15 protein-coding genes are annotated in these 13,339 nt (G+C 40.8%); 9 read left to right on the top strand and 6 right to left on the bottom strand.

Translation table 11 applies throughout. The features are described from left to right. Positions 1 to 182 precede the first annotated feature (182 nt). Positions 183 to 1,952 carry an alpha-glycosidase gene (locus AC6CHU_RS14205; protein ID WP_159866184.1) on the top strand — a complete coding sequence of 590 codons (1,770 nt, stop codon included), beginning with the start codon at positions 183 to 185 and terminating at the stop codon, positions 1,950 to 1,952. A 128-nt stretch (positions 1,953 to 2,080) separates the two neighbouring features. Then, entirely contained in the window at positions 2,081 to 3,430 is a 1,350-nt protein-coding gene (locus tag AC6CHU_RS14200; RefSeq protein WP_159866181.1) for an MATE family efflux transporter, read from the top strand. Between the two features lie 37 nt (positions 3,431 to 3,467). Here the strand turns inward: AC6CHU_RS14200 and asnB are convergent, their stop codons facing one another. Further along, positions 3,468 to 5,315, bottom strand: a complete 1,848-nt coding sequence (asnB, locus tag AC6CHU_RS14195) for an asparagine synthase (glutamine-hydrolyzing) (RefSeq protein ID WP_159866178.1) — start codon at positions 5,313 to 5,315, stop codon at positions 3,468 to 3,470. A 157-nt stretch (positions 5,316 to 5,472) separates the two neighbouring features. Between asnB and AC6CHU_RS14190 the strand changes: the two genes are divergently transcribed. Then, positions 5,473 to 6,036 (top strand): DUF2777 domain-containing protein, encoded by a 564-nt coding sequence (locus tag AC6CHU_RS14190; protein ID WP_159866175.1) that lies wholly within the window; start codon positions 5,473 to 5,475, stop codon positions 6,034 to 6,036. A 226-nt stretch (positions 6,037 to 6,262) separates the two neighbouring features. On the opposite strand, the gene AC6CHU_RS14185 is transcribed toward AC6CHU_RS14190, so the two are convergent. From AC6CHU_RS14185 to AC6CHU_RS14170, 4 genes are all read right to left on the bottom strand, one after another. Next, complete coding sequence (locus AC6CHU_RS14185; protein WP_159866172.1) at positions 6,263 to 6,619, bottom strand: YisL family protein; 357 nt, start codon at positions 6,617 to 6,619, stop codon at positions 6,263 to 6,265. A gap of 183 nt (positions 6,620 to 6,802) precedes the next feature. Beyond that, entirely contained in the window at positions 6,803 to 7,711 is a 909-nt protein-coding gene (locus tag AC6CHU_RS14180) for a fumarylacetoacetate hydrolase family protein (protein ID WP_159866169.1), read from the bottom strand. 66 nt (positions 7,712 to 7,777) lie between these two features. Beyond that, positions 7,778 to 8,965: a DUF418 domain-containing protein gene (locus AC6CHU_RS14175; protein WP_159866166.1), complete on the bottom strand. Its 1,188-nt coding sequence runs from the start codon at positions 8,963 to 8,965 to the stop codon at positions 7,778 to 7,780. 152 nt (positions 8,966 to 9,117) lie between these two features. Beyond that, positions 9,118 to 10,710: a long-chain-fatty-acid--CoA ligase gene (locus AC6CHU_RS14170; protein WP_498122113.1), complete on the bottom strand. Its 1,593-nt coding sequence runs from the start codon at positions 10,708 to 10,710 to the stop codon at positions 9,118 to 9,120. A 209-nt stretch (positions 10,711 to 10,919) separates the two neighbouring features. Between AC6CHU_RS14170 and AC6CHU_RS14165 the strand changes: the two genes are divergently transcribed. The 6 genes from AC6CHU_RS14165 to AC6CHU_RS14140 are packed head-to-tail and all read left to right on the top strand — an operon-like array spanning position 10,920 to position 12,856. Beyond that, on the top strand, positions 10,920 to 11,141 hold the full coding sequence (locus AC6CHU_RS14165; RefSeq protein ID WP_159866160.1) for a spore germination protein: 222 nt from the start codon (positions 10,920 to 10,922) through the stop codon (positions 11,139 to 11,141). A 14-nt stretch (positions 11,142 to 11,155) separates the two neighbouring features. Continuing rightward, on the top strand, positions 11,156 to 11,395 hold the full coding sequence (locus AC6CHU_RS14160) for a spore germination protein GerPB (protein ID WP_159866158.1): 240 nt from the start codon (positions 11,156 to 11,158) through the stop codon (positions 11,393 to 11,395). A 30-nt stretch (positions 11,396 to 11,425) separates the two neighbouring features. Further along, positions 11,426 to 12,034: a spore germination protein GerPC gene (gene gerPC, locus AC6CHU_RS14155; RefSeq protein ID WP_159866156.1), complete on the top strand. Its 609-nt coding sequence runs from the start codon at positions 11,426 to 11,428 to the stop codon at positions 12,032 to 12,034. Beyond that, entirely contained in the window at positions 12,031 to 12,207 is a 177-nt protein-coding gene (locus tag AC6CHU_RS14150; RefSeq protein ID WP_159866154.1) for a spore germination protein GerPD, read from the top strand. Before gerPC ends, AC6CHU_RS14150 begins: the two co-directional genes overlap by 4 nt. 7 nt (positions 12,208 to 12,214) lie before the next feature. Continuing rightward, entirely contained in the window at positions 12,215 to 12,625 is a 411-nt protein-coding gene (locus AC6CHU_RS14145; protein WP_159866152.1) for a spore germination protein GerPE, read from the top strand. Positions 12,626 to 12,637: 12 nt separating this feature from the next. After that, positions 12,638 to 12,856 carry a spore germination protein gene (locus tag AC6CHU_RS14140; protein ID WP_035327074.1) on the top strand — a complete coding sequence of 73 codons (219 nt, stop codon included), beginning with the start codon at positions 12,638 to 12,640 and terminating at the stop codon, positions 12,854 to 12,856. Between the two features lie 34 nt (positions 12,857 to 12,890). On the opposite strand, the gene hlpB is transcribed toward AC6CHU_RS14140, so the two are convergent. Next, positions 12,891 to 13,202, bottom strand: a complete 312-nt coding sequence (gene hlpB / locus AC6CHU_RS14135) for an HNH nuclease-like protein HlpB (protein WP_159866150.1) — start codon at positions 13,200 to 13,202, stop codon at positions 12,891 to 12,893. Between the last annotated feature and the right edge of the window lie 137 nt (positions 13,203 to 13,339).

Genomic DNA, 13,339 nt, shown 5'->3' with positions numbered 1-13,339 from the left:
TGAAAACGATTGCACAATTTCTAATTTTTATTATACAATTTTTTTGGGCTTTTACAACTACTTTTTCTAAATTATTTTTGTTTGAAAAAACTTAAAAACAAAACCCCGGCATTTAAACTATACATTTATTCTCCATTCCTATGGTATAATGCAAGCGATTGCACTTTGAAAGGGGATTTTTAATGGAAAAGGCAGCCATCATACACTATCCTGCTGATCATTTTGTTTATCCTATCAGCAGGGAAACCTTACATATTAGACTGCAAACAAAGAAGGATGATATTTCCGAAGTCACATTACTGCACGGTGATCAGTATTTATGGTCGGATGGTAAATGGCAGTATGAAAAAACAAATATGAAGAAATCTGGTTCAGATGGCATTCATGATTATTGGCATGCCTATATTAACCCTGCATTTCGAAGATCCAGATACGGTTTTCACTTAAAATCCGGTGAAGATGAATTATTTTTGACTGAAAAAGGTTTTTACGAGGAGGCTCCAGCTGATTCAGGTTATTATTTCAACTTTCCATACCTGCATCCTGAAGAAGTATTTCAAGCCCCCTCTTGGGTGAAGGAAACGGTCTGGTATCAGATATTCCCGGAAAGATTTGCTAACGGAAATCCCGATAACGATCCTAAGGGTGTGCTTCCCTGGGGCAGTGAAGAGCCTTCTCAGGATAATTTTTTTGGCGGAGATTTTGAGGGTGTTATTGAGCATCTGGATTATCTGCAGAACCTCGGCATTACCGGAATCTATTTCACACCAGTTTTTAAGGCCTTTTCCAACCATAAATATGATACAATAGACTATCTGGAAATTGATCCCCAATTTGGTTCAAAGGAAACCTTAAAAAGACTGGTTAAGGAATGCCATAACCGGGACATTAAAGTCATGCTCGATGCCGTTTTCAACCATAGCGGATACTATTTCCCACCATTTCAGGATGTGCTTGAAAAGGGAGAAGATTCACTATACAAGGATTGGTTTCATCCTCATAGTTTCCCTCTAAAAGGCGGGGATTATCCTAATTATGAAACCTTCGCTTTTGTAGAGCAGATGCCAAAACTGAATACAAAAAATCCAGAGGTAAAAAAGTATTTGCTTAATGTGGCCAAATACTGGATTGAAGAGTTTGATATCGACGGATGGCGGCTGGATGTGGCCAATGAAGTTGATCATCATTTCTGGCGTGAGTTCAGGCAGACTGTAAAAGACATTAAACCAGATCTCTATATACTCGGCGAAATCTGGCACAATTCGATGCCATGGCTTCGCGGAGACCAATTTGATGCTGTCATGAATTATCCTTTTACAACTAACCTGCTGAATTTAATTGCAAAGAAATCCATTACCGCTGCTGATTTTTCCAATAATATGACCGCTGAAATCCACAGCTATCCGGCTAATGTCTATGAAGCTGCTTTCAATCTGGTCGGCAGCCATGATACACCGAGAATCTTAACGGAATGTGAAGAGAATAAAGACAGAGTTAAACTAATATACACACTTTTATTCACCTTTATGGGTTCACCATGCCTATATTATGGGGATGAAATTGGACTAAATGGTGCTATGGATCCCGGCTGCAGAAAATGCATGGAGTGGGATGAGGAGAAACAGGACCTTGAATTGTTTTCTCATATTCAAAAGCTTATTAAGCTGCGAAAAGAAGAAAATCTGCTGGCAAATGAAGGCCAGTTTGAATTTATTCAAACTGATTCCAATATTGTTGCCTACCGAAAATACGATGATAAAAAAACAATCATTGTTATCGCCAACCCTGCGGATGAAAGTGCTGAATTTGCTTTGCCTTATTCACTCAAGGGTATAAAGGTAACCAATATACTTACAAAAGAAGAGTTTGCAGCAGAAGCAGAAAACCTTAAAGTTCAGCTTGATGGCTGGGGATTTGCTATTCTTTCCTTCCCAGCCGGCTTCAATAGATAGGAACCCTGATTGAAATAAGGAAAAGTTCTTAAGTGCAAGACCTTAAGGCTTTTCTTTTTTCGTTTTTTACATTGTCTTGGGACGCCTCCTATTTATATAAAAATCTTTTACAAACAGGGAGGATAACCATGACTAAGAACCAGAAAAAAATGACATTATTTGCACTAACCTGGCCGATTTTTATTGAAATACTGCTCCACATGCTTATGGGGAATGCTGACACCCTTATGCTCTCTCAATATTCGGATGAATCCGTGGCTGCTGTCGGTGTGTCCAATCAGATCCTTTCTCTCGTAATCGTCATGTTTGGATTTGTTGCAACTGGTACGGCTATTCTTATTGCCCAGAATCTTGGCGCAAAAAAAAATAAAACGGCTGCTGAAATTTCGATTGTCTCCCTGGGAGCAAACCTTGTATTTGGGGTGTTACTCAGTATCCTGCTATTCGCAACAGGCAAACCGCTGCTCCTCATGATGGATTTGCCTGAGGAGCTATTAAGCCAGGCAAACTCTTACTTAGTCATTGTTGGCGGCTTTTCCTTTGTCCAGGCATTAATTATGACAATAGGAGCCATCATCAGAAGTTACGGATTTACAAGAGATGTTATGTACATTACGATCGGCATGAACATTTTAAATGTTATTGGAAATTACTTATTTATTTTTGGCCCATTCGGCTTTCCGGTTTTGGGCGTAGAAGGAGTGGCCATCTCTACTGCCGTAAGCAGATTAATAGGATTGGCTGCTACTGTCGCCGTCCTGCTTAAAAGAACGGAAAAAGCACTTCCGTTCCGATTACTTTTCCGCTTTCCAAAGGAACATATTAAAAATCTCCTTAAAATCGGGATTCCATCAGCAGGAGAACATTTATCCTATAATGGATCGCAAATGGTGATTACTATATTTATCGCTGCTCTGGGAACAGAGGCTTTAACTGCAAAAGTGTATACCCAGAATATCATGATGTTCATATTCCTTTTCAGTGTCGCCATCAGCCAGGGCACACAAATCCTGATAGGACATATGGTAGGCGGAAAAGATTACGAGGCAGCTTATAAAAGATGTATGAAAAGCCTGCGCCTTGCCATCTTGATTTCATTCGGGACTGCGGTTCTTTTCTCCCTGTTCTCAGAAAAATTAATGGGCATATTCACTTCTAATCCAGATATCATAAAGGTTGGCAGTGTTCTAATTCTCCTGACCATTCTCCTGGAGCCGGGCAGATCTTTCAATTTAGTCGTCATTAACTCCCTGCGTGCAGCCGGCGATGTAAAATTTCCAGTTTATATGGGCATCCTGTCCATGTGGGGCGTAAGTGTTACCCTATCCTATGTTCTGGGAATTTATTTTGGTCTTGGCCTTGCCGGCATTTGGATCGCTTTTATTGCCGATGAATGGCTTAGAGGATTGCTCATGTTATGGCGATGGAGATCCAGAGTCTGGGTAAGTAAGTCGTTCGTGTCTTCAAAAGCAGTTTAAAATCTGAAAAGCGGCAGTTACAGCTGCCGCTTCTTTTTTACTCTGCTATATTTATATTATAATCCTTAAACCACACATGAATCTGTGCAAGATGTGCTAACAGCTGAGGACCAGTCATGAGCTGCCCAAACCATGGTTCCCGGAATGAGTCACCTCCCGACTCTATAATATCCCTCAGCTGGCCGCTGTCAAAAAATTCATACAGTACGGATGACCGGTCCTCCAGGTATCCGGTTAGCATCTTCTGGACTGCAGCTGTATATTCTGGATTATGCGTTTTGGGATAAGGGCTTTTCTTTCTGTATAACACTTCATTCGGAAGTATGCCTTCAAGTGCTTTTCGAAGGATTCCTTTTTCACGGTTTCCATGCATCTTGATCTCCCACGGAATATTCCACACATACTCAACAAGCCGATGGTCAGCAAAAGGCACCCGTACTTCAAGGCTGGCCCCCATACTCATTCTGTCTTTACGATCCAATAAGGTCGTCATAAAGTAAATCATATTGATATAGAAAAGCTCTCTCCTGCTTGCGTCCTCCCTGCTCTCCCCGTCTAATGCAGGAGTTTCGGAGATTGCCTGATGATATTTTTCCATTGCATACTCCTGAAGCTTCAGTTTCTTCCTCCACTTTTCTTTCAAAAGGTCCTGCCTGGCTTGGATTGACCTCATCCAAGGGAATCCCTTCCTCTTTAAGTCATCCTCTCTATGAAACCATGGATAGCCGCCAAATATTTCATCCGCACATTCTCCTGATAGACTTACAACAAAATCCTTTTTGATTTCCCGGCAAAACCATAACAGGGAAGAATCGACATCAGCCATGCCCGGAAGATCTCTAACATGCACTGATTCGATTAAATCCTCTGCCAGCTGCTTTTGGGTGATGATACAGCTATTATGTTTTGTATTAAAGGTCTGGGACATTTTCTTGATAAATATGCCATCTGAGTTAGGCTGAAACTCATTCGCCTTGAAAAATTCATCATTTCCTTCGTAATCTATCGAATATGTGGTCAGTTGGCCCTTACCTTCTTTTTCGTACGCTTTGGCAGCAATTGCTGTAATCGCACTTGAATCCACGCCGCCGGAAAGGAAAGTACATAACGGGACATCCGAAACCAGCTGCCTTGTCACAGCATCCGTAAATAGTTCTCTGACCCGCTCAGCAGTCTCTTCAACATTTTCCTTATGATGATCGCTTTTCACATTCCAATAACGCCATACCTTAAGACCATTTCTCGAAAAGGTCAGCGCATGAGCAGGTCTTAATTCATCAATGCCTCTGAAAACCCCTGAGCCAGGAGATCGTGATGGCCCGAGCCCAAAGACTTCAGCCAATCCTTCCCTGTCCACTTCTGCCTTAACATCCGGATGGGACAAGATAGCCTTCAATTCAGAACCAAATAAAATACCCTGTTTCGTTTCTTTATAAAATAAAGGCTTTACCCCTAAACGATCCCTTCCAATGAATACCTGCTCTTTCTTTTTATCCCAAACAGCGAAGGCATAGATGCCATTCAGAAATTGCAGGCAATTTTCCCCCCATTCTATATAAGAAGTAAGCAAAACCTCAGTGTCAGAATGCCCCTCAAACGAATATCCTTTTATAAGGAGTTCTTTACGGAGATCTTCCGTATTATAAAGCTCTCCATTATAGCAAATCGTATAGCGGTTTTGATGTTTTTCCCTAGTCATTGGCTGTTTTCCGCCTGCCGGGTCTACAACGATTAACCTTTTATGGCCAAAACCAGCATGCACATCAGTCCATATATTTGTTTCATCGGGTCCCCGCTTTGACAGCGTATCCGCCATTTTGCCAATTGCAGCGGATTCTTTTCTCAAATCCTTTTGGAAATCAATCCAGCCTGTAATTCCACACATTTTACATCATCCTTTCAAAGCGGATTCGCATGGGCGCATTTTTCATGATGCTATTGTATGCTGGGCCTAGAAAAAAGTTAATTGTCCACATTCATGCGGTTATAAAAATCGCCAAAACTGTCTAAAAAGAAGTTGAGGAAGTTAATGGAGGTTTTATATGAATAGACAGCAGCGAACAAAGCTTATCGAATATCAATCCCGTGCTTTTACAGAAGGCACTGTAGAGTATATCAATGATCAATGGGTATTTTTTGACCATGAGACAGATGAAGCATCCATAATGGACGAATTCCTCCATCAGGAAATTGAAGTGTTCCGCTTTAAACGCTGGAAAAAGGGCATTTTATTCGAGGAGGGCAAGGTGGTCTTTGATGATGAAATATTCCACTTGAAGAACCAGGATTCAATTCGCATTAGAAAGCATCTGGTTTTTTCTCTCGAAAGATTATTGGAAGAAATGAATGATGATGCCTTTTACCAATTTGTAACCACTTTAAATTCCATGCAATTTTCGGTCTATGACTGCATTTATTGCTACAACCAGCTCGCATTTTTTAATGATAAAGACAGGAAAAGCGGTGTTAACTTCATCGTATTTGATAACCAGGATCATATATGCAATGTACAGCATCATTTCTGCTATTATGAAAAAATGAGTGACCGGTTTGAATTCACCTTAAACAGCGGAAAAAGAATGGTAATTGAAAAAATTTCTTCATAGAAAACGTAAACTTCAGAATCTTAGCTCATGAAGAAACAGCAGCCTCCCAATAAGGGCAGTGCTGCTGTTTTTTTTGAGCTGACTTTGCGTTTGAAGGTAATAAGGGCCTACCTCAAAATCTCTGGCCATAGCTGGTTATAGTTTTAAATCACCTTAGATTGTTACGTCATAACTTGATAAATTAGAAAAAGCTGCCTTTTCGGCAGCCTTTTCTATAAATCCATATTTACGTCATAAATGTTAATGGCAATTTAACAAAGCCTAAATATAATACCAGGATTAATGCAACAATAAACTGTCCCCACAGTATAGAAGTCTTTTTCCCTTTGACAGTGCGGATGATAATCATTTCAAACATAGCAATTACCCAAATGCCTACTAATGACTTCAGAACATAGAGAAGATCGATGCTGTTTAGGCTGCTTAAAATCCATACCCCTGTTCCAATGATTAGCAGATAAAATAATCTCAAAATCATTTGTACTACTTTTAAACCTTTTTGTTTGCCGCTTTTATGCAAAATAAGGGCAATAATAAATAAAACTAGTGCCAAAAACCATGTTGTAATATGGGCATGTATCATTCCAGTGCCTCCTAATGTAAAATTCGATATCATCATACCATATTGGCTTTGAAATTCCTAAAGTTATGATGCGAAAAAAGATTATACAAAGGCAACTTTATGAACTATTTATGGCAAGATGTGATATATCTCATTGACAAATTCATACTAAAAAGCCTGTGTATTTGTACACAGGCTACCTTCTTATTCCTCAATATAATTTTTCAGAGTTCCTATTTTTTCTACTGTAATTTCCACTTTATCTCCCGGCTTAAGAAAGCGCGGAGGTTTAAAGCCCTTGCCTACCCCGGCTGGAGTTCCAGTAGCGATAATGTCACCGGGCTCAAGTGTCATGCCCTTTGAGAGGACCGAAATGATTTCATCTATTGGAAAGATAAAGTTTTCAGTATTTGAGCTTTGTCTCAGCTCTCCGTTTACCCTTGTTTGAATGTCTAGCTTATTCGGGTTTTCAACAGCAGAGGCATGGACAATCCATGGACCCATCGGGCACGTTGCATCCAGGCTTTTGCCGATAAAAAATTGCTTATGGCGGGACTGGAGATTCCTTGCTGTCACATCATTAATAATCGTATAGCCAAAGATGTGTTCCAAAGCTTTTTCTTTTGGAATCGCCCGTCCCTTTTTTCCGATTACAACTGCCAGCTCCCCCTCGTAATCAAGCTCGGCAGTGACATTCTTGTGATTTAAAACAGTTGCATCAGGCCCTATTACTGTTGTTGGCGATTTCGTGAAAACCATTATGTGCTCGGGAATATCTTCTTTACTCCCCATCTCAATTGCGTGCTCTGCATAATTCTTGCCTACACAAAAGATATTCTTATCCGGACGCGGAATGGGTGCTGCCAGTGTAACGGAAGCAAGCGGGTAAAAGAGATCTTGCCTTTCAGGATTGCTGCTTAGCCAATCTGTTAAACTATGTACTTTAGAAATAAATTTATCTCCTAAAGCAATACATTCCTTCAGACTCCCAGGCAAGTCACTTTTGCCCTCCATTTTTTCTAATGCTTCTTTTAGCGGAACCACCTTTGTCCCAGTCTTGTCCAGCAAACCAGCTTTACACCCTTTGCTATCCTTAAAAGTAACAAATTTCAAACTAATCACCTCATTCTATTATTCACTTTTTTAGTATAATATAAATTTTCAGATTTTTGGACTATTTTAACCCTTTCTCTTCCAATTAGGGATATTCAAATATGTAAAGCTCCTCCAGAGCCATTCGACTGGTCCATAATAATAGCGGGTGAGCCAGAAGCGGCTGATGATGACCTGAAAAACGAAGATGAACATAACTAACAGTGTTCCCCAAAATGCAGAGACCTTCCCATAAAAACCTAATCCATAGCTGTAAAAAATATAAGTTGAAATAATGGACTGAAAAAGATAATTCGAGAGCGACAGTTTCCCAACATATGAGAGCGGCAGCAGGAATCCAGGTCTTTGACTATTTTTCAGGATCACCGCTATCCCTAAAGCATAAGCAATTGCCAGCAGCGGTCCTCCAAATAAATCCTGCATGTAATCCAGTCCCAGGTTACTTTCCGTTATATAAGGCAGAAATTTGAACAATAAACCTGCCGCCAGCGAAACCAGCATAATTTTTATGAGAAATGCCCGGTTTTTTTCAGGCTCCTCAAGCCATTTCAGCTTGGCTGCTCCTCCTCCTATTAAGAATAAAGGAAGAATAGATGACAGCATGACAGGCAGTGAAGCAAGATTATTAACACCTGACCAATCCTGGATACGCTGTGCAGTAATCTCGGAAAAGCTTCCATTTTGATAGGCCTGTAAGGAAGCTAGCGCTGCTTCCTTGTCATAGATTGACAGCTCCTCAGGAGGAACAAACAAAACTGTTGCAAATAACAATAGGACAAAAAGCAGATTGGGTATAATATAAAGCAATATTCCCGTTAAAAGCATATTTTTTCCGGACATTTTTATAAATAATAAAAATGTGAAGCCAAAGATCGCATAGTTTATTAAAATATCCCCATGCCATATAAGAGAAGCATGAATGATGCCTATAACCAGCAAAAGGGAAAATCTCCTTGCAGCCATTCCTCCAAAACCAAGACCTTTGGCCAGTACCCTCTCCCTTAGAATGACTAACCCATAGCCGAACAGCATTGAAAATAACGGGTAAAAGCTTGCCTGCACAAAGATATCGATAAACGCATAAGTCCCTTTATCTGCCGGGCTATCCCACCATTCATAAGGATTAATGTACAGATATGGTGAATGGAAAGAAAGCATATTAACCAAAAATATCCCTAGAATGGCAAATCCTCTCATAATATCCAGTGAAATAATCCGATCCTTCTCCAGAACCGGGCTGACTTGCCTGTTCATAAAGCGCCTCCTTCTTTGTAAAAAAAGTCTAACCTTAATGATAGATTCCCAGGTTCTTCTTGTCCAGAAAAGAAATACTCCAGCGCATATATCTAGGCGCTGGAGCTGGACAGTAATCAACCTTGTTAAGATTCTGAAGTCACGTCTATAATTTAATTTACAAAACGGCCTGTTTTCCCTTTGGACTCCCAATAGTTGTTCCTAAGGTGGATTTTTTGAATTTTCCCTGAAGCCGTCTTCGGCAGCTCTTCGACAAAAGTCACTCCCGTTACAGCTTTAAAATGGGCAAGCTTCTCCCTGGTAAAACTGATAATCTCCTGCTCTGTCAGTGTTTTCCCATTTCGCAGAACTACAAAGGCATGGGGGGTTTCCCCCCATTTTTCATGAGGCACAGCTATAACAGCGGCTTCCAGTATGGAAGGATGTTCATATAAAGCCCCTTCTATTTCTATGGATGAGATGTTTTCTCCTCCACTGATAATGATATCCTTTTTACGGTCAACTATATCGATATTGCCATATTCATCGACATTTGCCATATCACCGGTATGAAGCCAGCCTTCCCTGATAGCTTCCATCGTTGCCTCTTCATTTTTCCAATAGCCCTTCATGACTCCGTTGCTTCGGACAACTACCTCACCGATTTCATTGCCATTATGAGCCACTTCTTCGCCATTTTCATTGATTACCTTGACCTCACATCCTATCATCTGATGTCCAGCCTTCGCTTTCATCCGGTACTGCTGGTTAAGCGGGAGTTCCTGAAGATGGGAACGAATCGTCGATACTGTGCTTAATGGAGATGATTCGGTCATGCCATATACCTGTATGAACTCCCATCCAAGCTCCTTTTCCACTCTTGTTACAAAGGCTGGCGGAGGCGCCGAACCAGCAATTACTACCCTGACATCCTGATCAACTGAAGGAGCAATTTGTTCATAATGCTGCATCAGCGAATTCAGTACAGTAGGGGCCATATGCATGATTGATACTTTATGCTCCTGAAGAGCCTCAAATATCTTTTCCGGTGTGGCTTTTCTTAAACATACCTGAGAAGCGCCATTTGCTGTGTAATAAAAAGGCGAACCCCATCCATTCACATGAAACATGGGCAGGACATGCAGCAATACATCCTGATCGCTTACTCTTAAATGATGCATTGTTGACAATGCATGCAGGTAATTATTGCGGTGGGTCAGCATGACACCTTTAGGGTTGCCAGTTGTTCCGCTTGTATATAAAAGGCTGCATACGTCATTTTCGTCGAGGGCTTCCCTTCGATATGGACTGCTGTCCTGGCTTTGGAGCCATGAATCATAATCGGTTTCTTTCAGATCTTCCTCTTTAGAATGCACGAAAATCTTTTCAACTGTTTTCAGCTGATCTTTAACAGGAAGGATGAGGTGGTAAAGTTCCTGATCTACGAATAAGATTTTGGATTCGCTGTGATTTAATATAAAGAGATAGTCTTCCGGATTCAGTCTGATATTAAGAGGGACCATTATTCCGCCCAGCTGAAAAACTCCATAAAACCCCTCCAGCATCTCAACTGAATTGGGTGCAAGGTAAGCAACCCTTTCCCCTTTTTGAATACCTGAAGCTCTTAATCCATGAGAAAGCTGGTTAACTCTAGTGTTCAATTCATCGTATGTAAAAGTGCGGTCATCTGCAATGATTGCTTTTTTATTGCCGTAAAGGGACACAGCACGATCTAAAAACTGCGAAAGTATTAATGGAACATTCATTTCACTGTCACCTCACTGAAAATTTTGTTAATTTTATATTTTCTATATTATCACAAAAATAAAAACAGTTTCACTCCAAATTTATCTGTTATATAACATTTTACCGGGCCCCAAATTACCGAACAACTGAGATAATATTGGGCTGATTAATCACATCCATCAATTAGGCACATACGATATACAAGAAATTATTTTAAAGGGTGTTATGTATGCCAGCTATTGTGGGAGTCGCACAGGTCATATCCATCGGGAGCAGTTCTGTCTTCAATATCGGGGACGTCTATAAAATCATGCCAGTTTCTAATGCCAAGACCTTTTCAGGTGCCGGATCGTTTAACACCGGGGATGGCCTGAATATTCACAATCACCGGAGCACAACAAACACTTATGATTGTGATGGTGTAGATCAGGGCAATTATTTCAATGCTTAAAAACGGGTGATACTATGAATTTTTATATACAGCAATCCATTCATATTAATTTCATAAAGATTGGCGGGATTTCAAATTCTTCTGTCATGCAGATTGGAAGTGCAGGCATTATTAAGCCGGCCTCCTATTTGTATAACACTGGCAACTTTACTGAGCCTGCACCTGAAGCGGAAGGTCCGGCGCCTGCGGGGCCAGCTGGGGCAAGTGCTTTTCCGGCGCCTGCTGTACCCCTTACAAGAGCGCAGAAACGATAAGCAATCTATTAATAAAGCGAGGTGGTGCGCTTGAACCAGCAATTAAATATCTACCTTCAGCAATTGCATGCTTTTGTGGAGTCACAGGAAAAACGTATACGGAGCCTGGAAGCCACTGTCAAAAAACTACAGGAAGAGACTGAATTTCTGAGAAGCCGCCCGCCGATGCAAGTGGATCGGATTGAATACAAATTCGACCAGCTTAAAGTAGAGTCTCTTGAAGGCACGCTAAATATTGGCTTAAATCCTTCTGAGCTGCAAAACATTGAAGATTTTGCCGTAGATAACAAAAACATTAAAGCACCTGTTTCTCCTAAAACCCTGATGAAGAGATCGATGGAAGTTGAAGATGCCATTAATCAATATCTAGAACGGGAACTTCCGGAAATTACAGCTTCTGTTCAGAAGGAATTAAATGTAAATGTGGATGACTCATATATTGGATTTATAAAAGAAGATATTAAAAAGCAGCTGCCCAACCGGATTGATTTCTATCTTCAGCAGCAGGCTTCTAATCGCTCAGAGAAGGATGTTACTAACGAAGAGATAATAGAGATGATAAAAAAGGAAATTTACAATGGGGTCCATGCCTTTATCTCACATTTGCCGGAGAATATGAAAGGAATGAATAAAGAATGAATTATCAGGTATATAACAGAGATCTTTGTGTTAGCAGCATAAGAGTGCTGGGTGTATCCAGTTCATCTGTATTAATGGTGGGAGATACGCAAACGATACAGCTGGCATCCACTTTCGATACACCGCCTGAATCACTTCTGATAGGGCCATTTGTGCCTCTTACACCGGAGTAAGCAGCCTATGCTTCAAAGAACTTCGTCTGTTGATAGAATTAATATTGACACTATCGCCTTTTCTTCTGTATTTGAAATTGGGGACTCATGCTTTATAAAAGGATACTCCAGAGCTATTGCTGATCAGCGTGAAGTTGAGTATTTTAACGCTAAGGAAGGGAATTTTTCAGTCTATCCTGTTTTCAGGGAACCCATTCATTTGATTCCAATTGATGAAGACATAGCAATCCAGACAACACAGCTCAATCCAATCATCCGTGTTCAAAACATTAATATTAACGGGGTTTCCTCCTCATCTGTCATTCATATCGGCAACAGCGGAAATATATCAATGGAAGCCCGGGTCAAGCATATCCGCCAGATTACTTCCAAAAACAGCACTTCCCAATCAGAGCTTGAGGATGAAAATTTTTCATAAAGGATGTTTTACATGCCAGCTATAATCGGACCGGTACAAATCATTAATGTCAGCGGAGGGATTGTTCAATTCGGAGACTCCCTTTATATCTCTCCAAAAAACAATTCCAAATCAACAACCGGACAGGGTGCCGCTAACACAGGCGGCTTTGTCATCACAAATAATGGACTTAGTGCCAGTAACGTACTGGATACCAGTCTGGTTGACCAGCCAAATGTCGGCAATAACTAATGTAATTTCAGTAAGTCAGGACGATAGCACCCCGTTATCGTCCTTTTGATTTCCGTTCATTCGACTTTCTTGCTTTTGTCAGCTTAGATGAAGGCTGCTTCCTGATCCATTTCAAATATTTACGGATTTTATTATCCTGTTGCAATAACTCGATTGAATGCAGTCGAACAGCCAGCTCGGCATTCGTATATAAAGCATGAATCTGCTTATGACAGGGTATGCATAATTTAGCGGTCGGCAGAAAGGTCCCTCCCAACTCTTTCGGAGTTAAATGGTGGACTGTTACATCAGTTTCCTTCCTCAAGCATAATTCACAGGTTCCGGTTTCTTTGCGCTTTTTTCCCATTGTTAGCCTCCTTTATATTACAATACCCTTTACATTGAGGCGGCATAATCCTCGGGTGTTTGTTTACATCGGGACCCTTTTCGCGCATTTTCCGTCTGGTATCCGCAATAAATAACCCTCCTGCTAATACACAAAAG

It is taken from the genome of Cytobacillus sp. GQ23, from assembly GCF_059758675.1.
This window is presented reverse-complemented; position numbering and strand designations above follow the sequence as displayed.

Bases quoted from the DNA above. Each gene is read 5' to 3' on its own strand.
- AC6CHU_RS14205 (WP_159866184.1), top strand. From the start codon at position 183: ATGGAAAAGGCAGCCATCATACACTATCCTGCTGATCATTTTGTTTAT.
- AC6CHU_RS14200 (WP_159866181.1), top strand. From the start codon at position 2,081: ATGACTAAGAACCAGAAAAAAATGACATTATTTGCACTAACCTGGCCG.
- asnB (WP_159866178.1), bottom strand. From the start codon at position 5,315: ATGTGTGGAATTACAGGCTGGATTGATTTCCAAAAGGATTTGAGAAAA.
- AC6CHU_RS14190 (WP_159866175.1), top strand. From the start codon at position 5,473: ATGAATAGACAGCAGCGAACAAAGCTTATCGAATATCAATCCCGTGCT.
- AC6CHU_RS14185 (WP_159866172.1), bottom strand. From the start codon at position 6,619: ATGATACATGCCCATATTACAACATGGTTTTTGGCACTAGTTTTATTT.
- AC6CHU_RS14175 (WP_159866166.1), bottom strand. From the start codon at position 8,965: ATGAACAGGCAAGTCAGCCCGGTTCTGGAGAAGGATCGGATTATTTCA.
- AC6CHU_RS14170 (WP_498122113.1), bottom strand. From the start codon at position 10,710: ATGAATGTTCCATTAATACTTTCGCAGTTTTTAGATCGTGCTGTGTCC.
- AC6CHU_RS14165 (WP_159866160.1), top strand. From the start codon at position 10,920: ATGCCAGCTATTGTGGGAGTCGCACAGGTCATATCCATCGGGAGCAGT.
- AC6CHU_RS14160 (WP_159866158.1), top strand. From the start codon at position 11,156: ATGAATTTTTATATACAGCAATCCATTCATATTAATTTCATAAAGATT.
- AC6CHU_RS14150 (WP_159866154.1), top strand. From the start codon at position 12,031: ATGAATTATCAGGTATATAACAGAGATCTTTGTGTTAGCAGCATAAGA.
- AC6CHU_RS14145 (WP_159866152.1), top strand. From the start codon at position 12,215: ATGCTTCAAAGAACTTCGTCTGTTGATAGAATTAATATTGACACTATC.
- AC6CHU_RS14140 (WP_035327074.1), top strand. From the start codon at position 12,638: ATGCCAGCTATAATCGGACCGGTACAAATCATTAATGTCAGCGGAGGG.
- hlpB (WP_159866150.1), bottom strand. From the start codon at position 13,202: ATGGGAAAAAAGCGCAAAGAAACCGGAACCTGTGAATTATGCTTGAGG.